General features: G+C 75.1%; 22 protein-coding genes. 16 read left to right on the forward strand and 6 right to left on the reverse strand.

The features are described 5' to 3' along the window. Positions 1-136 precede the first annotated feature (136 nt). The 10 genes from ABEB00_RS25700 (at position 137) to ABEB00_RS25745 (ending at position 10,773) form a co-directional block, all read left to right on the forward strand. Entirely contained in the window at positions 137-1,777 is a 1,641-nt protein-coding gene (locus ABEB00_RS25700) for a carbamoyltransferase family protein (protein WP_345622584.1), read from the forward strand. Next, entirely contained in the window at positions 1,774-2,865 is a 1,092-nt protein-coding gene (locus ABEB00_RS25705) for a glycosyltransferase family 2 protein (RefSeq protein WP_345622585.1), read from the forward strand. Before ABEB00_RS25700 ends, ABEB00_RS25705 begins: the two co-directional genes overlap by 4 nt. Continuing rightward, positions 2,862-3,425, forward strand: coding sequence for a D-glycero-alpha-D-manno-heptose-1,7-bisphosphate 7-phosphatase (locus tag ABEB00_RS25710; protein WP_345622586.1), 564 nt, complete (start codon positions 2,862-2,864; stop codon positions 3,423-3,425). The genes ABEB00_RS25705 and ABEB00_RS25710 overlap by 4 nt, the downstream gene beginning before the upstream one ends. Continuing rightward, positions 3,422-4,414 (forward strand): glycosyltransferase family 9 protein, encoded by a 993-nt coding sequence (locus ABEB00_RS25715; protein ID WP_345622587.1) that lies wholly within the window; start codon positions 3,422-3,424, stop codon positions 4,412-4,414. The genes ABEB00_RS25710 and ABEB00_RS25715 overlap by 4 nt, the downstream gene beginning before the upstream one ends. After that, a complete protein-coding gene (locus tag ABEB00_RS25720; RefSeq protein ID WP_345622588.1) occupies positions 4,411-5,367 on the forward strand; it encodes a glycosyltransferase in 957 nt (318 codons plus the stop codon). Before ABEB00_RS25715 ends, ABEB00_RS25720 begins: the two co-directional genes overlap by 4 nt. After that, positions 5,364-6,581, forward strand: a complete 1,218-nt coding sequence (locus ABEB00_RS25725; protein WP_345622589.1) for a glycosyltransferase — start codon at positions 5,364-5,366, stop codon at positions 6,579-6,581. The genes ABEB00_RS25720 and ABEB00_RS25725 overlap by 4 nt, the downstream gene beginning before the upstream one ends. Beyond that, positions 6,581-7,180 (forward strand): D-sedoheptulose-7-phosphate isomerase, encoded by a 600-nt coding sequence (locus tag ABEB00_RS25730; RefSeq protein WP_345622590.1) that lies wholly within the window; start codon positions 6,581-6,583, stop codon positions 7,178-7,180. Before ABEB00_RS25725 ends, ABEB00_RS25730 begins: the two co-directional genes overlap by 1 nt. Next, the gene (gene rfaE2, locus ABEB00_RS25735) at positions 7,173-8,768 is read left to right on the forward strand and encodes a D-glycero-beta-D-manno-heptose 1-phosphate adenylyltransferase (protein WP_345622591.1); all 1,596 of its coding nucleotides are present in this window, start codon (positions 7,173-7,175) and stop codon (positions 8,766-8,768) included. The genes ABEB00_RS25730 and rfaE2 overlap by 8 nt, the downstream gene beginning before the upstream one ends. 83 nt (positions 8,769-8,851) lie before the next feature. Further along, entirely contained in the window at positions 8,852-9,805 is a 954-nt protein-coding gene (locus ABEB00_RS25740; RefSeq protein WP_345622652.1) for a glycosyltransferase family 9 protein, read from the forward strand. A gap of 59 nt (positions 9,806-9,864) precedes the next feature. Beyond that, a complete protein-coding gene (locus ABEB00_RS25745) occupies positions 9,865-10,773 on the forward strand; it encodes a glycosyltransferase family 2 protein (protein ID WP_345622654.1) in 909 nt (302 codons plus the stop codon). 167 nt (positions 10,774-10,940) lie between these two features. Here ABEB00_RS25745 and ABEB00_RS25750 read toward each other — a convergent pair whose 3' ends face one another. Next, on the reverse strand, positions 10,941-13,742 hold the full coding sequence (locus ABEB00_RS25750) for an AAA family ATPase (RefSeq protein WP_345622592.1): 2,802 nt from the start codon (positions 13,740-13,742) through the stop codon (positions 10,941-10,943). A gap of 78 nt (positions 13,743-13,820) precedes the next feature. On the opposite strand from ABEB00_RS25750, the gene ABEB00_RS25755 reads away from it, so the two are divergent. The 3 genes from ABEB00_RS25755 (at position 13,821) to ABEB00_RS25765 (ending at position 17,046) form a co-directional block, all read left to right on the forward strand. Then, complete coding sequence (locus ABEB00_RS25755; RefSeq protein WP_345622593.1) at positions 13,821-15,491, forward strand: AMP-binding protein; 1,671 nt, start codon at positions 13,821-13,823, stop codon at positions 15,489-15,491. Between the two features lie 40 nt (positions 15,492-15,531). Then, positions 15,532-16,743 (forward strand): helix-turn-helix domain-containing protein, encoded by a 1,212-nt coding sequence (locus ABEB00_RS25760; RefSeq protein WP_345622594.1) that lies wholly within the window; start codon positions 15,532-15,534, stop codon positions 16,741-16,743. Positions 16,744-16,833: 90 nt separating this feature from the next. Further along, positions 16,834-17,046: a hypothetical protein gene (locus ABEB00_RS25765; RefSeq protein WP_345622595.1), complete on the forward strand. Its 213-nt coding sequence runs from the start codon at positions 16,834-16,836 to the stop codon at positions 17,044-17,046. Between the two features lie 68 nt (positions 17,047-17,114). Here ABEB00_RS25765 and ABEB00_RS25770 read toward each other — a convergent pair whose 3' ends face one another. Further along, positions 17,115-17,879, reverse strand: a complete 765-nt coding sequence (locus ABEB00_RS25770) for an SDR family oxidoreductase (protein ID WP_345622596.1) — start codon at positions 17,877-17,879, stop codon at positions 17,115-17,117. 101 nt (positions 17,880-17,980) lie between these two features. Between ABEB00_RS25770 and ABEB00_RS25775 the strand changes: the two genes are divergently transcribed. After that, positions 17,981-18,832 carry a helix-turn-helix transcriptional regulator gene (locus ABEB00_RS25775; RefSeq protein WP_345622598.1) on the forward strand — a complete coding sequence of 284 codons (852 nt, stop codon included), beginning with the start codon at positions 17,981-17,983 and terminating at the stop codon, positions 18,830-18,832. 76 nt (positions 18,833-18,908) lie between these two features. Here the strand turns inward: ABEB00_RS25775 and ABEB00_RS25780 are convergent, their stop codons facing one another. Further along, positions 18,909-19,562 carry a TetR/AcrR family transcriptional regulator gene (locus tag ABEB00_RS25780; protein WP_345622600.1) on the reverse strand — a complete coding sequence of 218 codons (654 nt, stop codon included), beginning with the start codon at positions 19,560-19,562 and terminating at the stop codon, positions 18,909-18,911. A 148-nt stretch (positions 19,563-19,710) separates the two neighbouring features. Here ABEB00_RS25780 and ABEB00_RS25785 point away from each other — a divergent pair, with 148 nt between their 5' ends. Continuing rightward, positions 19,711-20,469, forward strand: a complete 759-nt coding sequence (locus ABEB00_RS25785; protein WP_345622601.1) for an SDR family NAD(P)-dependent oxidoreductase — start codon at positions 19,711-19,713, stop codon at positions 20,467-20,469. A 302-nt stretch (positions 20,470-20,771) separates the two neighbouring features. Continuing rightward, entirely contained in the window at positions 20,772-22,556 is a 1,785-nt protein-coding gene (gcl, locus tag ABEB00_RS25790; protein WP_345622602.1) for a glyoxylate carboligase, read from the forward strand. Between the two features lie 69 nt (positions 22,557-22,625). Here gcl and ABEB00_RS25795 read toward each other — a convergent pair whose 3' ends face one another. From ABEB00_RS25795 to ABEB00_RS25805, 3 genes are all read right to left on the reverse strand, one after another. After that, the gene (locus tag ABEB00_RS25795) at positions 22,626-23,294 is read right to left on the reverse strand and encodes a TIGR04222 domain-containing membrane protein (protein WP_345622603.1); all 669 of its coding nucleotides are present in this window, start codon (positions 23,292-23,294) and stop codon (positions 22,626-22,628) included. A gap of 488 nt (positions 23,295-23,782) precedes the next feature. Further along, a complete protein-coding gene (locus ABEB00_RS25800) occupies positions 23,783-25,240 on the reverse strand; it encodes a catalase (RefSeq protein ID WP_345622604.1) in 1,458 nt (485 codons plus the stop codon). 209 nt (positions 25,241-25,449) lie between these two features. Continuing rightward, a complete protein-coding gene (locus tag ABEB00_RS25805; protein WP_345622605.1) occupies positions 25,450-26,343 on the reverse strand; it encodes a 2-hydroxy-3-oxopropionate reductase in 894 nt (297 codons plus the stop codon). Positions 26,344-26,392 lie beyond the last annotated feature (49 nt).

The raw sequence follows: 26,392 nt of genomic DNA on the forward strand, positions 1-26,392 counted from the left end.
TTCCTGAATTGGGTGATTTGTTGGTGTTTGAGGTCATCTCTGCGCGGCACCCACAGACACGGAGAGAAACCGACCGACACCGACCGGCACCGAACGCCTCAGCAGCACCATCCGCCGCAGGGACGGAGCACACCCCATGCGCATCCTTGGTATCAACGCCCTGTTCCACGACCCCGCCGCCGCCCTCGTCGTGGACGGCGGGACCGTGGCGGCCGCCGAGGAGGAGCGGTTCAGCCGCCGCAAGCACGGCAAGCGGCCCGTGCCCTTCTCGGCCTGGGAGGTACCGGAGCTGTCGGCCCGCTGGTGCCTGGAGCACGCGGGCGTCCGCCCCGGGGAGCTGGACGCGGTCGCCTACTCCTACGACCCGAAGCTCGCCCGCCCCGCCCGCGACCTGGGCCTGGACGACCCGTGGGACCCGCTGCGCCAGGAGTACGCCCGGCGGGCCCCCGAGTTCCTGGCCGAGGCGCTGCCCGGACTCGACCCCGAGCAGGTCGTCTTCGTCCCGCACCACATGGCGCACGCCGCCTCCGCGGGGCCCGCCTCCCCGTACCCCGACAGCGACGTCCTCGTCCTCGACGGACGCGGCGAGTGCGCCTCCCACCTGGCCGGCCGCTACCGCGACGGCAAGCTGGACACCCTCGCCGCCCAGGCCCTGCCGCACTCGCTCGGCCTGCTCTACGAGGACCTGACCGAGCACCTCGGCTTCCTGCGCAGCAGCGACGAGTTCAAGGTGATGGCACTCGCCTCCTACGGCACCCCCCGCTTCCTCGACGCGCTGCGCGCCCGCGTCCACGCCACCGGCGACGGCGGCTTCCGCACCCACGGCGTCGACTGGGCCTCGCTCGCCCCGGCCCGCCCCGGCGGCCAGGACTGGACCCGGGACCACGCCGACCTCGCCGCCAGCGCCCAGGCGGTCCTGGAGGAGACGCTGCTCGAACTCGTCCACTGGCTGCACGGCGAGGCCGGCGGCGAGGCCCTCACCATGGCGGGCGGCGTCGCCCTCAACTGCGTCGCCAACTCGAAGATCGCCGAGCGCGGACCGTACCGGCACGTCTGGGTGCAGCCCGCCGCCGGTGACGCCGGCACCGCGCTCGGCGCCGCCCTGCACGTCGCCGCCGCCCGGGAGGGCACCGCCCCGCGGCCGATGCCCGGCGCCGACCTCGGCCGGAGCTGGACCGGCGAGGAGATCCGGGCCTGGCTGGAGACGGCCGCGATCCCCTTCGAGGAACCGGACGACATCGCCGAGACGGTCGCCGAGGAGCTGGCCCGGGACGGGATCGTGGCCTGGTTCCAGGGGCGGGGCGAGTACGGGCCGCGCGCCCTCGGACACCGCTCCCTGCTGGCCCACCCGGGCCGCGCGGAGAACCTGGAGCGGCTCAACCGCGTCAAGGGCCGGGAGGAGTTCCGCCCGGTCGCGCCCATGGTGCTCGCCGACCGCGCCGCCGAGATCTTCGCCGGGCCGCTGCCGAGCCCGTACATGCTCTTCGTGCACGAGGTCGCCGCCGGGTGGCGGGCGCGTGTCCCGGCCGTCGTGCACGTCGACGGCACCGCCCGCGTCCAGACCGTCGAGGCGCGCCGCGAACCCCTCGTCGCCAGGATGCTGACCGCCTTCGAGCGGCGCACCGGGCTGCCCGTCGTGGTCAACACCAGCCTCAACACCGCCGGGCGGCCCATGGTCGACGACCCGCGCGACGCGCTGGAGTGCTTCGGCTCCGCGCCGGTGGACCTGCTGGCGATCGGCCCGTTCGCGGTGCGCCGGGGGAGGGTCTTCGCATGACCGGCCCCACGAACCCCGGTCCCACGGACTCCGGCCCCACGGACTCCGGCCCCGCGACGACCGGGTACGCCGTCGTGATCCCCACCCTCGTGCGGACCACGCTCGCCGACTGCCTGGCCGCGCTGGTCGCCGCCAACGGGCCCCGCCCCGACGAGATCGTCCTCGTCGACGACCGGCCGGAACACGACCGCCGCGCACTCGACGCCACACCCGGCGCCGGCCCCGACGCGCTGGAGCACCCGCTCGGCGTCCTCGGCGACCTGCGCGAACGCACGATCGTGCTGCGCGGCGGCGGACGCGGTCCCGCCGCCGCGCGCAACACCGGGCTCGGCGCGGTCACCACCGAATGGGCCGTCTTCCTCGACGACGACGTCCAGGTCGGCCCGCACTGGTGCGAACAGCTCCGCCAGGACCTCGACGGGGCCGGCCCGGACACCGGCGGCATCCCGGGCGTGATCGCCGTGCCGCTGCCCGGCGAACGCCGCCCCACCGACTGGGAACGCGGCACCGCCGGCCTCGCCACCGCCCGCTGGATCACCGCCGACATGGCGTACCGCACCGAGACGCTCAAACAGGTCGGCGGCTTCGACGAACGGTTCACCCGCGCCTTCCGCGAGGACGCCGACCTGGCGCTGCGCGTCCTCGACGCCGGGTGGCGCATCCGGCAGGGCCGGCGCACCACCCGGCACCCGGTGCGCTCCGCCTCCCGCTGGGTGTCGCTGCGGCAGCAGCGCGGCAACGCCGACGACGCCCTCATGCGCCGCCTGCACGGCCCCACCTGGTGGGCGAAGGCGATGGCCCCCAGGGGCCGGGTCCGCCGGCACGCCGCGATCACCGCGGCGGGCGCCGCGGCTCTCGCGCTGGCCGCCGCCGGCCGGCCCCGGGCCGCCGCCCTCGCCGGGCTCGGCTGGGCGGCCGGCACCGCCGAGTTCGCCTGGGCCCGGATCGCGCCCGGACCGCGCACCCGGCACGAGGTGACGACCATGGCCGTCACCAGCGTCCTCATCCCGCCGGCCGCCACCTGGCACCGGCTCAGCGGGGAGTGGCGGCACCGGTCCGCCCCCGCCTGGCAGGAGGTGGTCGCATGAGCCCCGTCAAAGCCGTCCTGTTCGACCGCGACGGCACCCTCGTCCACGACGTCCCCTACAACGGCGACCCCGATCGGGTACGGCCCGTCGCCGGCGCCCGCGAGGCCGTCGACCTGCTGCGCGCGCACGGCATCCGCACCGGCGTCGTCACCAACCAGTCGGGCATCGCCCGCGGCCTGCTCACCCACGCCGACGTCCGCCGCGTCCACCACCGGCTCGGCGAACTGCTCGGCCCGTTCGACGTCGTCGCCCTCTGCCCGCACGGCCCCGACGACGGCTGCCCCTGCCGCAAACCGCGGCCGGGCATGGTGCGGTGGGCGGCCGGCCGCCTCGGTCTCCCGCCCGCCGACTGCGCCGTCATCGGTGACATCGGCGCCGACGTCGAGGCCGCCCGGCGCGCGGGCGCCCACGGCATCCTCGTCCCGAACGCCCGCACCCGGCCCGCGGAGATCAGCGCCGCCCCGCGCGTCGCCCCCGACCTGCGGGCCGCCGTACGCGCGCTGCTCGACGGCCCGCCCGCGGGCCGGGTCCGGGGCACCGCTGCGGGGAGCGCGCGATGAGAGCCCTGGTCGCCCGGCTGGACAGTTTCGGCGACGTGCTGCTCGCCGGGCCCGCCGTCCGCGCCGTCGCCGCCCGCGCCGACCACGTCACCCTGCTGTGCGGGCCGCGCGGCGCCCCCGCCGCCCGGCTGCTGCCGGGCGTGGACGAGGTCCTCGTCTGGGAGGCGCCCTGGGGCGGATTCCGGCCGCCGCCCGTGGACCGCGCGGAGATCGACGCCCTCGCCGACCGGATCGACGCCGACACCGGCCTGATCCTCACCTCCTTCCACCAGTCCCCGCTGCCCACCGCCCTGCTGCTGCGGCTGGCCGGGGTCCGCCGCCTGGCCGCCGACAGCGAGGACTACCCCGGCTCCCTGCTCGACGTGCGCCACCACCGCGCCCCGCACGCCCACGAGGCCGAGGCCGCACTCGACCTCGCCGAGGCCGCCGGGTTCCCCCGGCCCGACGACGGGCGGCTGCGGGTCCGCAGACCCCCGGACACCACCGCCCTGACCGGCCCCGGCCGCTATGTCGTGCTGCACCCCGGCGCCGCCGTCCCCGCCCGCGCCTGGAGCCCCGGCCGGGCCGCCGAGGCCGTGCGCGAACTCACCGCCGCCGGACACCGGGTGCTGGTCACCGGCGGACCGGACGAACGCGAACTCACCGCGTACGTCGCCGGAACGCACGGCACCGACCTGGGCGGCCGTACCCGGGCACCGGAACTCGCCGGCGTCCTCGCGGGCGCCGCGGCCGTCGTCACCGGCAACACCGCCCCCGCCCACCTCGCCGCTGCCGTCGGCACCCCCGTCGTCTCCCTGTTCGCGCCGGTCGTCCCGGCCGAACGCTGGGGACCGTACGGAGTGCCGTACGTCCTCCTCGGCGACCAGGCCGCGCCCTGCGCCGGCAGCCGGGCCCGGCGGTGCCCCGTCCCCGGCCACCCCTGCCTGGACACCGTCACCGCCACCGACGTGACCGCCGCCGTCGGCAAACTCGTCGGGGAGGCGTCATGAGAATCCTCCTGTGGCACGTGCACGGGTCGTGGACCACGTCCTTCGTGCAGGGCCCGCACACCTACCTGCTGCCCGTCACCCCCGGCCGCGGACCCGACGGCCTCGGCCGCGCCCGCACCTGGGACTGGCCCGACTCGGTGGTCGAGGTCCCGCCGGAGCGGCTGCGCGACGCCGACATCGACCTCGTGGTGCTGCAACGCCCGCACGAACTCGGCCTGGTCGACCGGTGGCTGGGCCGCCGCCCGCCGCTGGTGTACCTGGAGCACAACGCCCCGCACGGCCCGCCCGGGGTGCCCGACACCCGCCACCCGGCCGCCGCGATCCCCGGCGTCACCCTCGTCCACGTCACCCACTTCAACCGGCTGATGTGGGACGCGGGCCGCACCGAGACGGCCGTCGTCGAGCACGGCGTCGTCGACCCCGGCCACCGCTGGACCGGCGAACTGGAGCGGGCGGCCGTCGTCGTCAACGAACCCGTCCGGCGCGGCCGTACCACCGGCACCGACCTGCTGCCCGCGCTCTCCCGCGCCGCCCCCCTCGACGTGTTCGGCATGCGCGCCGAAGGACTCGCCGAACACCTCGGCCTGGCCCCCGACCGCTGCCGCGCGCGGGACGTCGTCCAGAGCGAACTGCACACCGAACTGGCCCGGCGGCGCGTCTACCTCCACCCCGTGCGCTGGACCTCCCTCGGCCTGTCCCTGCTGGAGGCCATGCACCTGGGCATGCCCGTCGTCGCCCTCGCCACCACCGAGGTGACCGAGGCGGTGCCGCCCGGCGCCGGGGTGGTCTCGAACCGCGTCGACGTACTGACCGACGCCGTACGCGGCTTCCTCGCCGACCCCTCGCACGCGCGCGCGGTCGGCGACGAGGCGCGCGCGGCGGCCCTCGCCCGCTACGGGCTGTCCCGCTTCCTGGACGACTGGGAGCGGCTGCTGAAGGAGGTGACCCGATGAGGATCGCCATGGTGTCCGAGCACGCCAGTCCGCTCGCCGCGCTCGGCGGCGTCGACGCCGGAGGACAGAACGTCTACGTGGCACGGCTCAGCGAGGAACTGGCCCGCCGGGGCCACGAGGTCACGGTGTACACCCGCCGCGACTCGCTCGACCTGCCCGACCGGGTACCGCTGCCCGGCGGCGCCGCCGTCGAGCACGTCCCCGCCGGACCGGCCGAGATCCTGCCCAAGGACGACCTGTTCCCGCACATGCCGGCCTTCGGCGCCCATCTGGCGCGGGTCTGGACGGCCGCACGGCCCGACGTGGTGCACGCCCACTTCTGGATGTCCGGGCTGGCCGCACAGATCGGCGTACAGCCGCACGGCGTCCCGCTGGTGCAGACCTTCCACGCCCTCGGCACCGTCAAGCGGCGCCACCAGGGACTGCGGGACACCAGCCCGTACGCCCGCGTCGGCATCGAGCGGCAGATCGGCCGCACCTGCGCGCGGACCCTGGCGACCTGCACCGACGAGGTCGTCGAACTCGGTGAGATGGGCGTGCCCCCGCGCCGGATCTCCGTGGTGCCCTGCGGCGTGGACGCCACCCACTTCCGGCCCGGCGCCGACGCCGGGCGCGCCCCCGCGCGCGGACGGCGCCACCGGCTCCTGTCCTGCGGCCGGCTCGTCCCCCGCAAGGGTTACGAGGACGCCGTGCGCGCCCTGGCCGGCCTGCCCGACGCCGAACTCCTCATCGCCGGCGGCCCGCCCGCCGACGCGCTGGCCGCCGACCCCGAGGCGCGGCGGCTGACGGCGCTCGCGCACCGGCTGGGCGTCGCCGACCGCGTCCACCTGCTCGGCGCGGTCGACCCGCACCACATGCCCACCCTGATGGGCAGCGCCGACCTCGTCCTGTGCACCCCGCACTACGAGCCGTTCGGCATCGTGCCGCTGGAGGCGATGGCGTGCGGGGTGCCGGTGCTCGCCACCGACGTCGGCGGCCACCGGGACTCCGTGTCGGACGGCGTCACCGGACGCCTCGTACCGCCGCGCGACCCCGGGGCGGTCGCGGCCGCCGCCCGCGAACTGCTCGCCGCCGAGGAGCTGCGCCGCGAGTACGGGGCGGCCGGGCGGGCACGCGTGCTGCGGCACTACACCTGGCGGCGGGTCGCGGACGGCGCCGAACAGGTGTACCGCCTGACCGTCGCCGATCACGAGCTGGCCGAGGAGGTGGCGTGATGACCGTGCACCCGCCCGTCGTCGATCACTGCGACGAACTCCGGGACGCCCTGGCGGCGTTCCGCCGCTCCGCGCACATCACCCAGCGCTGGGGCGAACGGCTCGCGTCGGTGCTCTCCGGCGGCGGCCGGCTGCTGGCCGCGGGCAACGGCGGCAGCGCCGCCCAGGCCCAGCACCTCACCGCCGAACTCGTCGGCCGCTACCGCGAGGACCGGCCGCCGTTCTCCGCGATCGCCCTGCACGCCGACACCTCAAGCACCACCGCCATCGCCAACGACTACGGCGTGCACGAGGTGTTCGCCCGGCAGGTCCGCGCGCACGGCCGCGACGGCGACGTACTGATGCTGCTGTCCACCTCCGGCGCCAGCGCCAACCTGCTCTCCGCCGCCGACGCGGGCCGCGCGGTCGGCGTCCGGGTGTGGGCGCTCACCGGCTGCGAACCCAACCCGCTGATGGCGGGCAGCGACGAGTCGCTGTGCGTGGCGGCGCCCGGCACCGCGACCGTCCAGGAGATCCACCTGGTCGCCGTGCACATGATCTGCGCGGCCTTCGACGCCGCCCTCGACCGGGGCGCGGACGCGAGGGGTGCCCATGGCTGAGCGGACCCCCCTCGTCGTGGTGGGCGACGCCCTGCTGGACCGGGACCTGACCGGCTCGGCCGACCGGCTCGCGCCGGACGCGCCGGTCCCGGTGGTCCGGGACTGCGCCGAGCGGGTCCGTCCCGGGGGCGCCGCGCTCGCCGCCTGGCTCGCCGCCCGCGACGGCCGCGACGTCACGCTGATCACCGCCCTGGGCGACGACCCCGCCGCCCGAGAGCTGCGCGCCCTGCTCGACCCCTGGCTGACGCTGATCGCGCTGCCGTCCACCGGCACGCTGCCCGAGAAGACCCGCGTCCTGGCGCGGGCGCACCCGGTGGTCCGGCTCGACCGGGGCGGCGGACGCGCCCGCGCCGCCACCGACGAGGCCCGCGCCGCGCTGCGCTCCGCCCCGGCCGTCCTCGTCTCCGACTACGGCCGGGGCACCGCCGACGCCCTCCGGGACGTGCTCGCCGCCCGGCCGCCGCTGGTCTGGGACCCGCATCCGCGCGGCGGCGCCCCCGTGCCGGGCACCCGGCTGGTGACGCCCGCCGAGCAGGAGGCGCACGGGTTCGCCCCGCCGGAGGGCCGGCCCGGCAGCGGCCTCGGCGCCGCCGCGCACAGCGCCGCCGCCCTGGTGCGGAACTGGCGGGTCGCCGCGGTGGCGGTGACCCTCGGCCCGCGCGGCGCCCTGCTCTCCTACGGCGAGCACCCGCTGCTCGTGCCCGCGCCCGACGCCCACCCCGGCGACTCCTGCGGCGCGGGCGACCGGTTCGCCGCGACGGCCGCCGGGCTGCTGGCCGACGGGGCGCTGGTCGGCGAGGCCGTCGAGGCCGCGGTGGGCGCCGCCACCGCCTTCGTCGCCGCGGGCGGCGCGAGCGCCCTCCCGGACGCCGGTCGCGGACCGGTCCGGGTCCTGCCGGAGGCCGGGCGCGGACCCGTCCGGGCCGCGTCGGGTGCCGGCCGAGGGCCCGTCCGGGCCGTGTCGGGTGCCGGTCGCGGGCCTGTCGACGTCGGGTCGGGTACCGGTTGGGGAGCGGGCGATGTCGTGTCGGGTGCCGGGGATGGACCTGTCGCCGATCCGAGGGGCGGGCGCGGGTCCGTCGCGGCCCGGCCGGGCGTCCGTTGCGGACCCGACGCCCCGGAATCCGGTTTCGAGGACCCGCGTGTCCTCGCCGACCGGGTCCGCGCCCAGCACGGCACGGTCGTCGCCGCGGGCGGCTGCTTCGACCTGCTGCACGCCGGGCACGTCGGTCTGCTCCAGGCGGCCCGGCGGCTCGGTGACTGCCTGGTGGTCTGCGTCAACTCCGACGCCTCCGTACGGCGCCGCAAGGGCGACGGCCGCCCGGTCAACCCCCTCGCCGACCGCGTCCGCGTCCTGCGCGCCCTGGCCTGCGTCGACGCCGTCGCCGTCTTCGACGAGGACACCCCCGAACGCCTCCTGGGCGACCTGCGCCCCGACGTCTGGGTCAAGGGCGGCGACTACGCCGGCGCGGACCTCCCCGAGGCCGGACTCCTGGCGGAGTGGGGCGGCCAGGCCGTCCTCCTCCCCTACCTCGACGGCCGCTCCTCCACCGCCCTGCTGGCCCGCGCGGCGGAGCGAGCCCGGTGACGACGGCACGGGCCCCCGGCACGTCCGCGCCCCTCGAACCCGGGGCCGGCCCGGAGTCCGGGGCCGCTTCGGACCGCGCGCCGGTGCCCCGCCTGCTCGTCCTGCGGGCGCTCGGACTGGGGGATCTGCTCGCCGGGGTCCCCGCGCTGCGCGCGCTGCGACGGGCGTACCCGGGGCACGACCTCGTGCTGGCCGGACCCGAGGAGCTGGCCCCCGTCGCGGCCGCGACCGGTGCCGTCGACCGGCTGCTGCCCGCCGCCGGACCCGGCCGCACCGTGCCCCGTGCCCTGCACTGGACCGGCCCGCCCCCCGAGGTCGCCGTCGACCTGCACGGCAACGGCCCGTCCAGCCACCGCCTGCTGGCCGGAGTGCGCCCGCGCAGACTGCTGGCGTTCGCCCACCCTGACCTGCCGCGCGGCGACGGGCCGCCCTGGTACGCCGAGGAGCACGAACGCGACCGCTGGTGCCGGCTGCTGACGGCGTACGGCATCGCCGCCGACCCCACCGACCTGCTGCTGCCCCGCCCGCGGGCGGCGTCCCCGGCCCCCGGGGCGGTCGTCCTGCACCCCGGCGCCGGCGCCCCCTCCCGCTGCTGGCCCGTCGAGCGGTACGCGGCGCTCGCCCGCCGGCTCCGGGAGCGGGGCCTGCGCGTCGTGGTGACCGGGGGAGGGGCCGAGGGCGGCCTCGTGACCCGGCTGGCCGCCCTGGCCGGCCTGCCCGGCACCGACGTCTTCGGCGGCGGCCTGCCCTACGACCGGCTCGCCGCGCTGGTCGCCGAAGCCCACGCCGTGGTGAGCGGCGACACCGGCGTCGCGCACCTCGCCGTCGCCCTCGCCACGCCCACCGTCACCCTCTTCGGACCGGTGCCGCCCAGCCGCTGGGGCCCGCCCGCGCACCCCCGCCACCGGGCCCTGTGGCACCCCGGCCCGGACGGCGACCCGCACGGCCGCGCCGTCGACCCCGCCCTGCTGCGCATCACCACCACCGAGGTCCTGGACGCCCTCGACACGCTCGACGCCCTCTGCGAGGCCCTGTGAACCACGCCCCCTCGACCACCCGCACCCCGGCCGGCACCGCACGCCCCGGCCCGGCCCCGATGGGCCTCGTCCTCGCCACCCGCGACCGCTCCGCCGGCCTCGCCCGCTCCCTGCGGCACCTGCTCGCGCTCCCCGAGCGGCCCGAGATCCTGGTCGTCGACAACGCCTCCACCGACGACACCCGCGCCCTGCTGGCCCGCGACTTCCCGCAAGTACGGGTCCTGCCCCTGCCGTCCGACCGCGGCGCCCTCGCCCGCACCGACGGCGTCCGCGCCCTCGACACGCCGTACGTGGCCTTCTGCGACGACGACTCCTGGTGGGCGCCCGGCGCGCTCGCCACCGCCGCCCAGCTGCTGGACGAGCACCCCCGGCTCGGCCTGCTCTCCGCCCGCGCCCTGGTCGGGCCCGCCGAGTACGCCGACCCGCTCAGCGGCGTCCTCGCCGCCTCGCCCCTCGGCCCGGCCGCCGACCTCCCCGGCATCCAGATCCTCGACTTCCTCGGCCGCGCCGCCGTCGTCCGCCGCGAGGCGTACCTCGACGCGGGCGGTTACCACCCCCTGCTGTTCTCCGGTGCCGAGGAGACCCTCCTCGCCTACGACCTGGCCGCCCGCGGCTGGGGCGTCACCCACTGCCCCGAGGTCACCGCCCACCACCATCCGCACCCGGACCCGCGCACCGGCCACCAGGCCGCCGTCAGCCGCAACGCGCTGCTCACCGCCTGGCTGCGCCGCCCCCTGCCGTACGCCCTGGCCCGCACCCGCGCGCTCGCCGCCGAGGCCCGGCACGACCCGCACGCCCGGGACGCCCTGCGCCAGGCCCTCAACCGCCTGCCCGCCGCCCTGCGGCACCGCAGACCCCTGCCGGCGCACGTCGAACGGGCCGCCCGCCGCCTGGACGCGGCGGTCATGGAGAGGGGGCGTTGCGGGCCGCTCGTGGTGGCCCGCAACGCCCCCCGGCACGACACCTGAGGGCTCCTCAGGTCCGCACGGGCGTGTGGGGGACACGGGGATCTCGGGACAGAGCCCCGTGCGTCCGTGCGGGTGGCACACCCACACGCTAGGGAACCGCCCCCGGCCCGCCCAAGAGGGGGAACCCCCTATGCGGACCGGGCAGGGATAACCCTCGGTCCCCGCGCTCACCGCGCCAGTTGCCCCGCCGCCAGCCGGACCAGGTCCACCCGGGAGCGGATGCCCAGTTTGCGGTAGACCCGGGTCAGGGTCGCCTCCACGGTCTTGACGCTGACGAACAGCCGCCCGGCGACCTCCCGGTTGGTCGCCCCCTCCATGACCAGCGCGGCCACCTGCCGTTCCATCGCGGCGAGTCCCGCGAGCCCCGCCCCCGGCGCGCCCGGCCCCACCGCGCCCGCCGCCGCCTCCACCCGCCGCAGCCACGGCAGCGCCCGGCACCGCCGGAACAGCCGCGCCGCCTCGTCGTACGCCCCCGGCCCCGCCTCCGGTCCGCCCAGCGCCGCCAGCGCGAACGCGGCCCGCGCCTCCTCCAGGCCGTGCCCCAGGGCGCCGAGCCGGTCCCGTACCGCCGCCAGCCGGACGAGCGCCTCCTCGGGTTCGCCGCGGGCCGCCCGTACCAGCGCCTCGGCCCGGTCCAGGACGGCCAGCACACTCTGCCGGCCCAGCCGCAGGGCGTGCCCGCGGGCCCCGTCGACCACCTGCTGCGCCTCGTCGGTCTCGCCGATCCGTACCAGCGCCTCCGCGAGGTCGCCCTGCCACCGGCCGCGCGCCGGGTCGGTGATCCCCGCCCCGGCCTCCAGGCCCCGCACCCGCCGCAGTTCCCGTACGGCCGCCCCCGCGTCGCCCGCGACCAGGTGGGCGTGGCCGAGCGCGGCCAGCGCGCGGGAGAGGTAGACGGCGTCCCCGTCCTCCTCGGCCCGGTCCACCGCCTCCCGGGCCAGCGCGAGCGCCCGCTCCACGGCACCGCCGTCGGCCTCGGCGAGCGAGGCGAGCATCGCGCCCGCGCCCTCCCCGATGCCCGCGTCCCGGGCCAGGGCGAGGCTCTCGTGGGCCAGTTCCAGGGCCCGGCCGCAGTTCCCGGCCCGCAGTTCGGTCTCGGCGAGGAAGCGCAGGTAGTGGACCTCGCTCTCGGCCATCCCGCGCCGCCGCACCTCGCGCAGCAGCGCGGTGACGGCGGACCTGGCCTCGGCCAGCCGGTCGCTCATGACCAGCCAGCGGAAACGGGCGGAACCCGCGCCGTTGTGATGGCAGGCCACGCGCGGGTCCTGCGGTTCGCGCAGCGCCCGTTCGATGGTGTCCGGGGCGTCCGGATGCCCCATCAGGATCTCGGCCTGCGCCTGGAAGGCGAGCGCCAGCAGTTCGGTGCGCCGGTCCCCGGCCCGCGCGGCCAGCCGGGCGGCGTGCGCGGCCTCCCGCCGGCCCTCGGCGAAGTCCCCCTGGAGCACCAGGCCGCGCCAGGCGAGCTGGTAGTGGACCAGGGCCAGCAGCCGGGGCTCCTCGCCCGCGTCGGCCAGCGCCTGCGGGAAGACGGCGTCGACCTCGCCGAGCGCCTGCCCGGCCGCCTCGATCACCACCATCCAGGCCCGCACCCGTTCGCCGGGCGCGCTCGCCCGGGTCAGCACCTCGCGGGCGACGTCCCGCGCCAGGTCGGTCTCCCCGGCGGTCAGCGCGTCCTCGGCGGCCTGCAACCGCCGCTCGTCCGGTCCCGGTTCGCCGCCGGCCGGGGTGTGCCGGGCCGCGAGCAGCCCGAGCGAGGCCGCCACCGACGGCGCCCCCCGGTCCCGGGCCAGGGCGGCCGCCCCGGCCAGCTTCGCCGCGACCCGCGGATCGGTGCCGGTGCTGGCCAGGGCCAGGTGCCGGGCGCGTTCGATCGGGTCGGGCGCCGCCGTGGAGAGCGCCGCGTGCGCGGCCCGCCGTTCGGGCGCCGGGGCCTCGGCGTACAGCGCGGCGGAGATCAGCGGATGCGCGAACCGTACGGCGGGACCCTCGGGTTCGGTGGCGAGCAGGCCCAGTTCGGCGGCGCGCGCGGTCTCCGCCTCGGCGTCGGGCCGGCCGGCCGCGCGCAGCAGGGCGAGGGTGGGGCGGGCGCCCGCGCTGGCCACCAGGAGGGTGCGGCGGGCCTCGTCCGGGAGCAGCTCCAGGCGGCTGAGGACCAGGGCCCGCAGCGAGGTCGGCACCGGCAGCGGCTCGCCCGGCCGGGGCGGCGCGGGGCTCTCGGCGAGCGCCCGGCCCAGTTCGCGCGCGAAGAGCGGGTTGCCGCCGCTGGTGCGGTGGATGTCGCGGACGGTGGAACGGGGCAGACCGCGGTGGCCGTGCGCGGCGAGCAGCGCCGACACCTCGGCCAGGGCCAGCGGCTCCAGCCGGACCGCGAGGGTGTCCGCCGGGAAGGCCGGCAGCCGCCGGTCGTACGCGTCGCCCTCGGTGCGCACCGCGCCCACCAGCCGCACCGGGATGGAGCCCAGCCGGCGGGCGGCGAAGCCGAGGATCTCCGCGCTGGCCGCGTCCAGCCACTGGAGGTCGTCGGCGACGACCAGCACCGGCCCCTCGGCGGCGAGCGCGCGCAGCGCGGAGAGCACCGCCAGCCGCAGCGCCAGCGCGTCGCGCCGCAGCGTGGACTCGCCGCGTCCGGTGAGCGCCGACTCCAGCGCGGCCCGCTGGGCCTCGGGCAGGGCGCCGGACACCTCGTCCAGGACCAGCCCGAGAAGGTCGGCGAGGGCCAGGAAGGGCAGGTGGGACTCCGACTCGGTGGCGGAGCAGCGCAGCACGGTCCGCGCGGTGCGGCCGTACTCCGCGGCGAGGGTCGCGAGGACGGTGGACTTGCCGATCCCGGCCGGGCCGTGCAGGAGGACGCTGCCCCCGCGGTCGAGCTGCCCGCGCGCGGCGCCGAGGGGTTCGAGGCGGCCGACGAGCGGGGCGGGGCGGTGCCGGGCGGATTCCTCTTGGTCCCGCTGGTCCCGTCGCACGGTCACCGCTCCCTCCGTGTGTCGTGTCCCGGCCAATGGTAGGCAACGGGGGCGTTCCCGCACCTTCCTCCGTATGCTGCCGGGATGACGACGGCGACCGACACCTTCCGCGGGGCACGGGACTTCCTGCTCCGGCACCGCGAGGACTACACCCGCGCCTACCAGGGCTTCGAGTGGCCCCGCCCGGCACACTTCAACTGGGCGCTGGACTGGTTCGACGTCATCGCCGACGGCAACGGCCGCACGGCGCTGCACATCGTCGAGGAGGACGGCACCGAGACCCGCCGGACCTTCGCCGAACTGTCCGCGCGCAGCGACCGGGTCGCGAACCGGCTGCGCGAGTGGGGCGTCGCGGCCGGGGACCGGATCCTGGTCATGCTGGGCAACCAGGCCGAGCTGTGGGAGACGGCGCTGGCCGCGATGAAGCTGCGGGCCGTCGTCATCCCGGCCACCCCGCTGCTCGGCCCCGCCGACCTGCGTGACCGCGTCGAGCGCGGCCGGGTCGCCCAGGTGGTCGTACGCGCCGAGGACGCGGCCAAGTTCGAGGAGGTGCCCGGCGCGTACACGCGGATCGCGGTCGGCGGCGCGCCGGCCGGCTGGCTGCCGTACGAGGACACGGCCACGGCCCCCGACGGCTTCACCCCGGACGGTCCGACCCGCGCCGAGGACCCGCTGATGCTCTACTTCACCTCCGGGACCACGGCCCGCCCCAAGCTGGTCGAGCACACCCACGTCTCCTACCCGGTGGGGCACCTGGCGACGATGTACTGGGTCGGCCTGAAGCCCGGCGACGTCCACCTGAACATCTCCTCGCCCGGCTGGGCCAAGCACGCCTGGTCGAACCTGTTCGCGCCGTGGAACGCGGAGGCGACCGTCTTCCTCCTCAACTACACGCGGTTCGACGCCACCCGGCTGATGGCGGAGATGGACCGGGCGGGCGTCACCACCTTCTGCGCCCCGCCGACGGTGTGGCGCATGCTCGTCCAGGCCGACCTGTCCCGGCTGCGCACCCGCCCCCGCGAGGTCGTCGCCGCGGGGGAGCCGCTCAACCCCGAGGTGATCGAACAGGTCCGCGCGGCCTGGGGGGTCACCGTCCGGGACGGCTTCGGGCAGACCGAGACCGCCGTGCAGGTCGCCAACAGCCCCGGCCAGCCGCTGAAGACCGGCTCCATGGGCCGCCCCAGCCCCGGCTACCGCGTCGAACTCCTCGACCCGGTCACCGGCGCCCCCGGCGCCACCGAGGGAGAGATCGCCCTCGACCTGTCCGCCCGCCCCGTCGGCCTGATGACCGGCTACCACGGCGACCCGGGCCGTACGGCCGAGGCGATGGCGGACGGTTACTACCGCACCGGCGACATCGGCGCGCGGGACGCGGAGGGCTACCTGACGTACATCGGCCGGAGCGACGACGTCTTCAAGGCCAGCGACTACAAGATCTCCCCGTTCGAGCTGGAGAGCGCGCTCCTGGAGCACGAGGCGGTCGCCGAGGCCGCCGTGGTCCCCGCGCCGGACCCGCTGCGCCTGGCGGTCCCGAAGGCGTACGTCGTCCTCGCGGCGGGCTGGGAACCCGGCGCGGACACCGCGAGGGCGCTCTTCGCGCACTCCCGCAAGACCCTCGCCCCCTACAAGCGCCTCCGCCGCCTGGAGTTCGCCGACCTCCCCAAGACGGTCTCGGGCAAGATCCGCCGCATCGAACTGCGCGAGGCGACGGCGGCGGGCTCGGAGGGGGAGTACCGGGAGGAGGACTTCCGGTGACCCGCCCTGGCCCTCATGGGCCAGGCCCTACCCTCGGAACATGGCAGAGCACTTGGGCGACCGTCTGGCGTGTCTGCGCCGACTGGCCGACCTCACGCAGGAGAGCCTGGCCGAGCTGTCCGGGCTCTCCGTGGACGTGATCAAGAAGCTGGAACAGAAGCGCAAGCACTCCGCGCGGCTGCCCACCCTGCACGCCCTCGCCAAGGGCCTCGGCGTCGAGCTGACGGCCCTGCTCGGCGACCCGCCCGGGGTACCGAGCACCGGGGACGTCGACTCACCCAGGCTCGTCGCCCTGCGCCGCGCCGTCATGCCCCCCCTGTTCGCCGCGCCCCCCGAACCGGGCGACACCGAGCGCCTGACCGTCCCGCTCATGCGCCGGGAACTCGCGGCCGCCTGGACCCTTTACCACGACGCCGACTTCGGGCGGCTCATGGCCGCCCTGCCCGGCATCGTCGACGACGCCCGCTTCCTCACCTCCGTGGGTACCCCGGAGGACCGCGCGGCGGGTCAGGCGGCCCTCGGCAAAGCCCTCCAGCTCGCCGGACACCTCGCGATCCGGCTGGGCAAGGTGGACCTGGCCCTCTCCGCGCTGGAGCGCGCGATGAACGCGGCCGAGCAGTCCTCCGACCCGCTGCTCCCGTCGATGATCGCGAACTCGGTGGCGTGGAACTACCAGCGCCAGAACCGTCTCGACGACGCGACGAACCTGGCCGTCCACGCGGCCGACAAGGTCGAGCGAGAGCAGCGGGACACCGCCGAGAGCGTGCGGGTGTGGGGCGGCTTGGTGATGTCGGCCGCGACATCGGCGGCCCGCTCCGGTGACTACGACACGGCCTCCGAGATGATGTCGACCGCCGAGAGCGCCACCAGGCGGCTCGCGAAGCTGCCGCCGCCTGTCGACGGCAAGCTGGTGTCCGTGTTCAGCCGCTCGTCGGTCCGGATCGAACGGGTGCGGCTCGCGGTGCAGCACGCGCGCCCCGATGAGGCTCTGCACCTCGCCGAGGGAATGCGGCTGAGCTCCGACACGCCCGTGTCGTGGCGTACCTGGCTCCTCCTCGACGTCGCACGCGCCCACGCCGATCTCGGTGACGCCGAAGGCGCCGTGCGGGCCCTCACGAAGTTGCGGGAGATCGCGCCGGCCTGGATACGGCATCACACGCTCGCCGTCACCATCGTCGGGGACCTCTGGGCCGGCCCCGCCCGCCCTCCGGGCCTGCGGAAGCTCGCCGAGTTCCTGGGAATGACCTCGTAAGCGCGCAGAAAGGGGGACATTCCCTCCCTGTAGCCTCTGCCGAACTCGCGTGAGGCTGTCGTGTGACAGCCGACACGAGGAGCAACCGTCATGGCGAGCAGCGCACGAGCGGCACTGTCCGAGGCCATCGAGCAGTACGGCGTCAACGGTCGGCTGCTCGTGTTCCACGACCCCGGTGACCCGTTCGGCACCGCTGAGGAATGGGCCGACCGACCGCCGTACGGAGGCGATCAGGGTGGGCGTTCCCGGTTGCGCGAGAAGGTCGCCCAAGCCAACGCCCGAAGCCGGGGCGAGACCCTGTAGGAGCCCGAAAGTGGCCCGTGGCGGTCGGTCGACGCGGTCATGGCCGGCCGCACTCCGTCCGGGCCGGGTCATTTCCCGTGCGGGTCCGCCGCGTTGAGGGTCCGCACGACCTGGTCGTAGTCGCCGCGGGCCGCGCCGTGACGCAGGAACTTCACGCGCTCGACCTGGATCTCCTTCGCGTCGGGCCGGGCCTCGATCAGGGCGACGGTCTCGGCGACGAACTCGGCCAGGTCCATCGCGAACTCGCTCTCCTCCTGGCCGGGCAGCAGCGCGGTGCGCACGGCGGGCGGGACGAGTTCCACGACCTTCACCGAGGTGTCCGCGAGCTGGAGCCGCAGCGACTCGCTGAGCATGTGGATCGCGGCCTTCGACGCGTTGTAGCTCGGTGTGACCTTGAGCGGGGCGAACGCGAGGCCCGAGGAGACGGTCATGATCGTGGCGTCCGGCCGGGTCCGCAGGTGCTCGACGAACGCGGCGATGAGCCGGATCGGACCGAGGACGTTCGTCGTCACCGTCTCCTCCGCCGACGCGAGGAACGAGTCCGGGGTGTGCCAGTCCTCGACGCGCATCACGCCCGCCATGGTGACGAGCACGTTGAGGTCCGGGTGGTTCGCCAGGACCTCCGTCGCGGCGGAGGCGATGCTCGCCGGGTCGGCGGTGTCGATCCGCACGGTGTCGATGCCCGGGTGCTCGGCGGCGATCCGCTCCAGCAGTTCGACCCGCCGGCCGCCCACGATGACGGTGTTGCCCCGGGCCCGCAGCTCCAGGGCGAGGGCGAGACCGATGCCGCTGGTGGAGCCGGGGACGAAGACGGTGTTTCCGGAGATGTTCATGGCTCCAGCCTCGCTCATCCAGCGCCGCGAGGGCAGGGACCGGTTGTCGGGGGACCGGCGATCCCTGGCTCCCCCGCCGCCCGCGGACGATACTCGTACCCATGGACCGTGCAGCTCTGGCCGACTTCCTGCGCCGCCGCCGCGCCGCGCTCCGACCGCAGGACCTCGGCCTGCCCACCGGCCCCCGCCGGCGGACCGAGGGGCTGCGGCGCGAGGAGGTCGCGTCCCTCGCCGTGATGTCCACGGACTACTACACGCGGCTGGAACAGCGGCGGGGCCCGCAGCCGAGCGAGCAGATGCTGTCCTCCCTCGCCCGTGCGCTGCGCCTGACGACCGACGAGCGCGACTACCTGTACCGGGTCGCCGGGCACAACGCCCCGTCCCCGCGGTCGGCCTCGACACACGTCGCTCCCGCCCTGCTGCGGGTGCTGGACCGGCTGGACGAGACGCCGGCGCTCATCCTGTCCGAGCTGGGCGAGACGCTGGCGCAGAACAGGATGGCGGCCGCCCTGCTGGGGGACGCGTCCCGGTTCACGGGGCTCGCCCGCAGCGCGATCCTGCGCTGGTTCACGGACCCCGCGGAGCGGGAGCGCTACCCCGAGGCGGACCGGGACCGGCAGAGCCGCGCCCAGGTCGCGACGTTGCGGGTCGCCTACGGGCTGCGCGGCCCCCGGTCCCGGGCCGGTGAACTGGTGCGCGCCCTGCGCAAGGCCAGCGCCGAGTTCGCCGAGCTGTGGGAGCGGCACGAGGTCGCGCAGCGCTTCGAGGACCACAAGACCCTCGTCCACCCCGAGCTGGGCGCGATCGAGGTGGACTGCCAGGCGCTGTTCACCGAGGACCAGTCCCAGGTGCTCCTGGTGCTGACCACCCCGCCGCGCACCGAGGCCCACGAGAAGCTCCAACTGCTGAGCGTGATCGGCCCGGACCGGTTCGTCGGCACGGAGCGTCACTGAGCGCGGCCGCGTCGGCGGATGCGGCACGGCAGCGGTCCCGGCCTCCGTCGCGGATGGTGAGCGTCGCGCGCCGGTGTCAGTCTTCCGGCTTCGGGTCAAGCCGGTGGGCCGGTGTGTATCTGGCGAGCATGGTCCGGACGGCCTCTTCGACGGCGTCGTGGATGTCGGAGGCCGCGGGGTTCCAGTCGGTCAGCAGCATGCGGGGCCACAGGACGTAGTTGGCGATCATGCCGAGGAACTGGTTCGCGGCGCTCGCCGCGTCCGGGACATCGGCGTTGCCCGCCTCGTGCTCGGCTTCCAGGTAGTGCTGAACGGAGGTGAAGTAGGGCAGTTTGCCGAGCTGGAACTGCATCCGTCCCAGTTCGGGGAAGCGAGGCAGTTCGGCGATGACGATCCGGAACAGGGCTGTCATGCCGGGCCGGCCGACCAGGTCGGCATAGCGGTGGCCGACGGTGGTCAGTCCGGAGCGCAGATCTCCGGCCTGGGGCCGCGCGTCGGCGTCGCCGGCGTCACGCTGCCAGGACTCGGTGACGATGGCCTCGAAGAGGGCCGCCTTGGTGGGGAACCGCTTGAACAGGGTGGATTTCGAGACTCCGGCCGCTTCGGCGATCCGGGCCAGTGAGGTGCCGTCGTAGCCACGCTCCAAGAACAGCTCGGTGGCCGCGCTGGTGATCGCCTCGCGTTTCTGCTGAGCGAGTCTGCGGTGGTGTGCGGAGAGTTCTGCGGCCATGCGCACAGTATGCCGCAGCCCCGAGGCGAGTCACTTGACTCGCCTCAATGATCCTGCCTACGGTGCGAGTGGAAGGTGAGTCGAGTGACTCGCCTCGTGTCTGTGGCGCCGACTGAGTCCCGGTAGCCGCGCGGTGGAGGAACAGCTCATGACGATCGACAGGACCGCTTTGGTGACCGGAGCGAATCGCGGCCTCGGACGCAGTGCGGCCATCGCCCTGGCCACACGCGGGGTGCGGGTCTTGGTCACCCACCGCGGTGATGCGGCCGGGGCGGAGAAGACGGTGGAACAGGTGCGGGCGGTGGGTGGGACTGCCGCTGTTCTCCGGCTCGACATCGGCGACGTCTCCTCTTTCGCGTCCTTCACCTCCGAACTGGGCGAGCAGTTGGAGCGCTGGGGTACTTCGCGGCTCGACATCCTGGTCAACAACGCGGGCGTGGGGATCTTCGGACCGCTGGAGGACGTCACGGTCGACGACTTCGACACGGTGATGGGCACCAACGTCCGGGGCACGTTCTTCCTCATCCAGTCACTTGTGCCGCTGCTGGCCCGAGGTGGCCGCGTCATCAACGTCTCGACCTCACTGACCCGCCACACCAGCCCCGCCACCTCGGTCTACACCGCCTCGAAGGCTGCCGTCGAAGCCTTGAGCCGCACCCTCGCCGCGGAACTCGGCCCGCGCGGAATCCGGGTCAACTCCCTCGCCCCGGGGCCGACCGCCACCGATTTCAACGGCGGAGCGATGCGGGACGACGCCGGGACGCGCCAGGTCCTGGCCGGGCAGACCGCGCTCGGCCGCGTCGGCGAACCCGAGGAGATCGGCGACGCCATCGCCACGCTGGCCTCCGAGGGCCTGCGCTGGGTCACCGCCCAGCGCGTCGAGGTCTCCGGCGGCGCCCTCCTCTGATCGGCCGGGCGGCGCCCGGTGCGGACGAGGGCGGCGACGGCCCCGACTCACTCCCGGCCGGTCTCGTCCTCCAGGCGGCCGGAGGCCGGTCGGTCCGCACCCCGGTCCGCGAGACCCGGGGCCCCGTTACAGGCTCCTGCTCGGGCCGTCGGCAGCAGGGACCCTTGACGGCCCCCGGCGGCCCACCTAGATTATTTCCAGATAGTAGAACTTGAATTTCGCTATGCGGAAAACACACGGAGAGCGCACTCACCGCGGGCGCGACGGGAATGCGTATCCGACAGCCGAAGCAGGAGTACTCGATGGCTCGTATGACCGCTGCCCGCGCGGCAGTTGAGATCCTCAAGCGCGAGGGCGTCGCGGACGCGTTCGGTGTGCCGGGCGCGGCGATCAACCCGTTCTACGCGGCACTCAAGGCGTCCGGCGGCATCCACCACACCCTCGCCCGGCACGTCGAGGGCGCCTCGCACATGGCAGAGGGCTACACCCGGACCCACGCCGGGAACATCGGTGTCTGCATCGGCACCTCGGGCCCGGCCGGCACCGACATGATCACGGGTCTGTACTCCGCGATCGGCGACTCGATCCCGATCCTGTGCATCACCGGCCAGGCCCCGACCGCGGTGATCCACAAGGAGGACTTCCAGGCCGTCGACATCGCCTCCATCGCGCGGCCGGTCACCAAGATGGCGGTGACCGTCCTGGAGGCCGCGCAGGTCCCGGGCGTCTTCCAGCAGGCGTTCCACCTGATGCGCTCGGCCCGCCCCGGCCCGGTCCTGATCGACCTGCCGATCGACGTCCAGCTCACCGAGATCGAGTTCGACCCGGAGACGTACCAGCCGCTGCCCGTCTACAAGCCGGCCGCGTCCCGCGCCCAGGTGGAGAAGGCGCTCGGGATGCTGAACGCCGCCGCGCGCCCGCTGCTCGTCGCCGGCGGCGGCGTCCTCAACGCCGACGCCGCCGACCTGCTGGTGGAGTTCGCCGAGCTGACCGGCACCCCCGTCGTCCCCACCCTGATGGGCTGGGGCGTGCTCCCCGACGACCACGAGCTGAACGCCGGCATGGTCGGCCTGCAGACCTCGCACCGCTACGGCAACGCCACCTTCCTGGAGTCCGACTTCGTCCTCGGTATCGGCAACCGCTGGGCCAACCGCCACACCGGCAAGCTGGACGTCTACACCGCCGGCCGGAAGTTCGTCCACGTCGACATCGAGCCCACCCAGATCGGCAGGATCTTCGCCCCGGACTACGGCATCGCCTCCGACGCCAAGGCCGCCCTGGAACTGTTCGTCGAGGTCGCCGGGGAACTCAAGGCGGCCGGCAAGCTGCCCGACCGCTCCGCCTGGGCGGCCGCCGCGCAGGAGAAGAAGGCCACCCTCCAGCGCCGTACGCACTTCGACGACATCCCGATCAAGCCGCAGCGCGTCTACGAGGAGATGAACAAGGCGTTCGGGCCCGAGACCCGGTACGTCTCCACCATCGGCCTCTCGCAGATCGCCGGCGCCCAGATGCTGCACGTCTACCGCCCGCGGCACTGGATCAACTGCGGTCAGGCCGGCCCGCTCGGCTGGACCGTCCCGGCCGCGCTCGGCGTCGCCAAGGCCGACCCCGACGCCCAGGTCGTGGCGCTCTCCGGCGACTACGACTTCCAGTTCATGATCGAGGAACTGGCCGTCGGCGCGCAGCACCGCATCCCGTACGTGCACGTGCTGGTCAACAACTCCTACCTGGGCCTGATCCGCCAGGCGCAGCGGGCGTTCGAGATCGACTTCCAGGTCAACCTGGAGTTCGAGAACCTCAACTCGCCCGAACTGGGCGTCTACGGCGTCGACCACGTCAAGGTCGCCGAGGGCCTGGGCTGCAAGGCGATCCGGGTGACCGACCCGGGTGAGCTGGGCGCGGCCCTGGAGCAGGCCAAGAAGCTCGCCGCCGAGTTCCGGGTGCCGGTGATCGTCGAGGCCATCCTGGAGCGCGTCACCAACATCTCCATGTCGGGGACGAACGACATCTCCCGCGTGGTGGAGTTCGAGGACGTCGCCACCGAGCCGGGGCACGCCCCGACGGCGGTCAGGACGCTGAAGGTCTGATCCGCGCGGCCACCGTGTGCGGGCGGCCCGTCCCCTGGACGGGCCGCCCTCCGGTGCGTCCGGGGCCGGTCACCCCGGCCGGTCCCCGCCGCCTCCGCCCCCTCCGCAGCCGAAGCCGCCGCCCCCGTGGTCCCCGCGGTCGCCGTGGCCGATGGCGTCCCCGTACGCGTCGGCCCACCGCAGGAACCTCTCCCGGCGGGAGGGCGGCCGCCCGCCCGCCGCGGTGCCGCCGGGGTCCGCCGCGCCGCCGGGGTCCGTCAGCCCGGCCCGCAGGGCGAAGCGCGGCAGGAGGACACGCAGCGCGGCCTCGCCGTGCAGGGCGACGGCGAGCAGCGTGTCCTCGTCCGTCAGCCCGTGCCGGACGGCCGGCAGCGGGTGCCGCTCCCGCAGGAACGCCACCCAGCGGCGGGCGGTCCGGTTCGGCCGCAGCCGCGGGTAGCCCAGTAGCCCGGCGTCCGAGAGCGGGATGCGGGTCAGGGCGAGCGCGAGGCGCACGTCCGGGTCCCTGGCCAACTCCCGCGCGGTGAGCGGTTTCTCCAGACAGTCCCGGACGGTCCCCTCCAGCGGCGACACCTCGTCCGGGCAGGGCCCCACCGCCCACAGCGTCCCGCCCGGTCCGGTCTCCAGGGCGCCCAGCAGATGCAGGGCCACCACCGTCACCATGACGACCGCCCGCTCCCCGCCCGCCAGCAGCGCGATCTCGTGCGGCTCCAGCTCCATTCCGGTACCGATGTCCATCCGACTCACCCCCGTGTGTCCGGGGATGTGCCCGGCGGTGGGGGTGCCCGAAGCGTGCGGGCGCCGGTTTCAGAGGAAGACTTGAGGAAGCCGCGCGGGAACCTGAGGGGCCGTGCCGGAACGCCGAGCGGCGCCGGATGCGGGACCGTCCGCTTCCGGCGCTGCTCGCCCTCGTGGGGCTGGTGTCCGTCCGACGGCGCGAGACTGGGCGCGACAGGACATTCGCGCCGCCGGACGGGGTCTGGTGGGGGTGTGGGGGAGGGGATGGGACGGGACCGCGGCGGGTGCGACGGGGCCGGGGTTCCTCCCCTCAGGTCGTAGGAGGAGACTCCGTTCCCTTCACCACCGCACTGGCTCGCACGCCGCCGCGGCCCCCGATCGATGCCCGCGGCGCACCGGGGCGGTACCCCTCATCCGGGCCGCCCGGTGCCGCCGCGGGCCACACACACGGTCCCGGCCTCCCCGCCGGGTCCGCGCGCGAGCCGGGATCAGCCCTCGCGCAGGGCGCGGACCGCTTCCTCCACCCGCTTGCCGTACTCCGGGTCGGCGGCGTGGAAGTGGGCCAGGTTCCGCTCGATCACGTCGTCGCGGGTGACCTGGGACAGGCCGCCGGCGATGTTCGCGACCAGGCGCTTCTTCTCGTCCGGCGTCATCAGCCGGTACAGCTCACCGGCCTGGAAGAAGTGGTCGTCCTTGGTGTGCGAGGGCGCCTCGTGGGTGCCGGTGTGGCCCGAGACGGGCAGCGGCGCCGACAGCGGGCGGCCGGTCTCCACGGGGCCGCCGTAGGAGTTCGGCTCGTAGTTCTTCGCACCCCGGCCCTGGGCGTTCGCCGCCATCAGGCCGTCCCGGCCGTAGTTCTCGGCGGACGTCGCCTTCGGCGCGTTGACGGCCAGCAGAGTGTGGTTGACGCCCAGGCGGTAGCGGTGCGCGTCGGCGTAGGCGAAGAGCCGGCCCTGGAGCATCTTGTCGGGGGAGGGGCCGATGCCCGGCACGAAGTTGTTCGGGGAGAACGCGGCCTGCTCGACCTCGGCGAAGACGTTGTCCGGGTTGCGGTCGAGGACCAGGCGGCCCACGCGCCGCAGCGGGTGGTCCTGGTGCGGCCACACCTTGGTCAGGTCGAACGGGTTGAAGCGGTAGCCGGCCGCCTCGGCCGCCGGCATGAGCTGGACGTGGAGCGTCCAGGACGGGTGCACTCCGCGCTCGATCGCCTGGAGCAGGTCCGTCTGGTGCGAGTTCGGGTCGCTGCCCGCGGTCTCGGCCGCCTGCTCGGCGGAGAGGCAGCGGATGCCCTGGTTGGTCTTGAAGTGGTACTTGACGTAGAACGCCTCGCCCGCGCTGTTCGTCCACTGATAGGTGTGCGAGCCGAAGCCGTCCATGTGCCGGTACGACGCCGGGATGCCCCGGTCGCCCATCAGCCAGGTCACCTGGTGGGTGGCCTCGGGGGAGTGGCCCCAGAAGTCCCAGACGTTGTCCGGCTCCTGGCGGCCGGTGAACGGGTCGCGTTTCTGCGAGTGGATGAAGTCGGGGAACTTGACCGGGTCCTTGACGAAGAAGACCGGGGTGTTGTTCCCGACCAGGTCGTAGTTGCCCTCGCGGGTGTAGAACTTCAGCGCGAAGCCACGCGGGTCGCGGACCGCGTCCGCGCCGCCGAGCGAGTCGGCGACGGTCGAGAAGCGCGCGAACACCTCGGTGCGCTTGCCGACGGTGTCGAGGAACTCGGCGTGGGTGAAGTCCGTGACGTCGTCGGTCACCTCGAAGTGCCCGTAGGCACCGGAGCCGCGGGCGTGCACCACCCGCTCCGGAATGCGCTCCCGGTTGAAGCGCGCGAGCTTCTCCAGGAGGTGCTGGTCCTGGAGCAGGAGCGGACCGCCGACGCCGGCGGAGGCGGAGTTCTGATTGTCGGCGACCGGGGCGCCGGACTCGGTGGTGAGCACGCGCTGCGACATCGTGGACCTTCCGTGCGAGTGATCAGCGGAAAACTGTTTCCGCTTCGTGGAGCCTAGGATCGGGGTTTGCGTACGTCAACAGTTTGTTGAAGTGGTTTCCGGGCGGCGCCGCGCACTCGGGCGCGACGGGACAGGTGTCAGCGCACGGCACCGCCCGGAAGTCTCGAAGGGCCGGTCCTGAGGGGGCGGTCCGGTGGGCGGGGGGCGGGTCAGACCTGGGCGCCGGAGAGGCGCTCCACGCCCCGCAGCAGCGCCGAGTGGTCGAGGCCGCCGTCGCCCTGCGCGCGCAGGGACGCGACCAGTTGGGCCACCACCGCGCCGACCGGCAGGGCCGCGCCGACATTGCGGGCCGCGTCGGTGACGATGCCCATGTCCTTGTGGTGCAGGTCGATGCGGAAGCCCGGCTTGAAGTCACGGGCGAGGAAGTTGTCCTTCTTCCGCGCCAGCACGGTCGAGCCGGCCAGCCCGCCGCCCAGGACGTCCAGGGCGGCCTTCAGGTCCACGCCCGACTTCTCCAGGAAGACCACGGCCTCGGCGCACGCCTGGATGTTGACGGCGACGATGAGCTGGTTGGCGGCCTTCACCGTCTGGCCCGAGCCGTGCGGACCGCAGAGCACGAGGGTCTTGCCGAGCGCTTCGAGGAGCGGCTGGGCCTCGTCGAAGTCGGCCTGCTCGCCGCCGACCATGATGGAGAGCACGGCCTCGATCGCGCCGGCCTCGCCGCCGGAGACGGGCGCGTCCAGGACGCGGACGCCCTTCTCCTTCGCGGCCTTCGCCAGGTCGACGGAGGTCTGCGGGGTGATCGAGGACATGTCGACCAGCAGCGCGCCGGACCTCGCGTTCTCCAGGATGCCGTCGGGGCCGTAGGCGATGGCCTCGACCTGCGGGGAGGCGGGGACCATCGTCACGATCACGTCGGCGTCCCGCACGGCCTCGGCGATCGAGCCGGCCGCGGTGCCGCCCGCGGCGGCCAGACGGTCCAGCTTCTCCCGCTCCAGCGTGAACCCGGTGACCTGGTAACCGGCCTTGATCAGGTTCTCGGACATCGGGGAGCCCATGATGCCGAGGCCGATCCAGGCGACCTTGGGGAGGTTGTTGCTCATGGTGAGGGTGCCTCTCGGTGCGGGGTGCGGGGTGCGGGGTGCGGGGATG

The organism is Streptomyces ziwulingensis, from assembly GCF_039542605.1.
Taxonomy (GTDB): domain Bacteria; phylum Actinomycetota; class Actinomycetes; order Streptomycetales; family Streptomycetaceae; genus Streptomyces; species Streptomyces ziwulingensis.

Bases quoted from the DNA above. Each gene is read 5' to 3' on its own strand.
- ABEB00_RS25720 (WP_345622588.1), top strand. From the start codon at position 4,411: ATGAGAATCCTCCTGTGGCACGTGCACGGGTCGTGGACCACGTCCTTC.
- ABEB00_RS25710 (WP_345622586.1), top strand. From the start codon at position 2,862: ATGAGCCCCGTCAAAGCCGTCCTGTTCGACCGCGACGGCACCCTCGTC.
- ABEB00_RS25705 (WP_345622585.1), top strand. From the start codon at position 1,774: ATGACCGGCCCCACGAACCCCGGTCCCACGGACTCCGGCCCCACGGAC.
- ABEB00_RS25715 (WP_345622587.1), top strand. From the start codon at position 3,422: ATGAGAGCCCTGGTCGCCCGGCTGGACAGTTTCGGCGACGTGCTGCTC.
- ABEB00_RS25775 (WP_345622598.1), top strand. From the start codon at position 17,981: ATGGACCGTGCAGCTCTGGCCGACTTCCTGCGCCGCCGCCGCGCCGCG.
- ABEB00_RS25760 (WP_345622594.1), top strand. From the start codon at position 15,532: ATGGCAGAGCACTTGGGCGACCGTCTGGCGTGTCTGCGCCGACTGGCC.
- ABEB00_RS25805 (WP_345622605.1), bottom strand. From the start codon at position 26,343: ATGAGCAACAACCTCCCCAAGGTCGCCTGGATCGGCCTCGGCATCATG.
- ABEB00_RS25745 (WP_345622654.1), top strand. From the start codon at position 9,865: ATGGGCCTCGTCCTCGCCACCCGCGACCGCTCCGCCGGCCTCGCCCGC.
- gcl (WP_345622602.1), top strand. From the start codon at position 20,772: ATGGCTCGTATGACCGCTGCCCGCGCGGCAGTTGAGATCCTCAAGCGC.
- ABEB00_RS25730 (WP_345622590.1), top strand. From the start codon at position 6,581: ATGACCGTGCACCCGCCCGTCGTCGATCACTGCGACGAACTCCGGGAC.
- ABEB00_RS25785 (WP_345622601.1), top strand. From the start codon at position 19,711: ATGACGATCGACAGGACCGCTTTGGTGACCGGAGCGAATCGCGGCCTC.
- ABEB00_RS25780 (WP_345622600.1), bottom strand. From the start codon at position 19,562: ATGGCCGCAGAACTCTCCGCACACCACCGCAGACTCGCTCAGCAGAAA.
- rfaE2 (WP_345622591.1), top strand. From the start codon at position 7,173: ATGGCTGAGCGGACCCCCCTCGTCGTGGTGGGCGACGCCCTGCTGGAC.
- ABEB00_RS25770 (WP_345622596.1), bottom strand. From the start codon at position 17,879: ATGAACATCTCCGGAAACACCGTCTTCGTCCCCGGCTCCACCAGCGGC.
- ABEB00_RS25725 (WP_345622589.1), top strand. From the start codon at position 5,364: ATGAGGATCGCCATGGTGTCCGAGCACGCCAGTCCGCTCGCCGCGCTC.
- ABEB00_RS25755 (WP_345622593.1), top strand. From the start codon at position 13,821: ATGACGACGGCGACCGACACCTTCCGCGGGGCACGGGACTTCCTGCTC.
- ABEB00_RS25765 (WP_345622595.1), top strand. From the start codon at position 16,834: ATGGCGAGCAGCGCACGAGCGGCACTGTCCGAGGCCATCGAGCAGTAC.
- ABEB00_RS25700 (WP_345622584.1), top strand. From the start codon at position 137: ATGCGCATCCTTGGTATCAACGCCCTGTTCCACGACCCCGCCGCCGCC.
- ABEB00_RS25800 (WP_345622604.1), bottom strand. From the start codon at position 25,240: ATGTCGCAGCGCGTGCTCACCACCGAGTCCGGCGCCCCGGTCGCCGAC.
- ABEB00_RS25795 (WP_345622603.1), bottom strand. From the start codon at position 23,294: ATGGACATCGGTACCGGAATGGAGCTGGAGCCGCACGAGATCGCGCTG.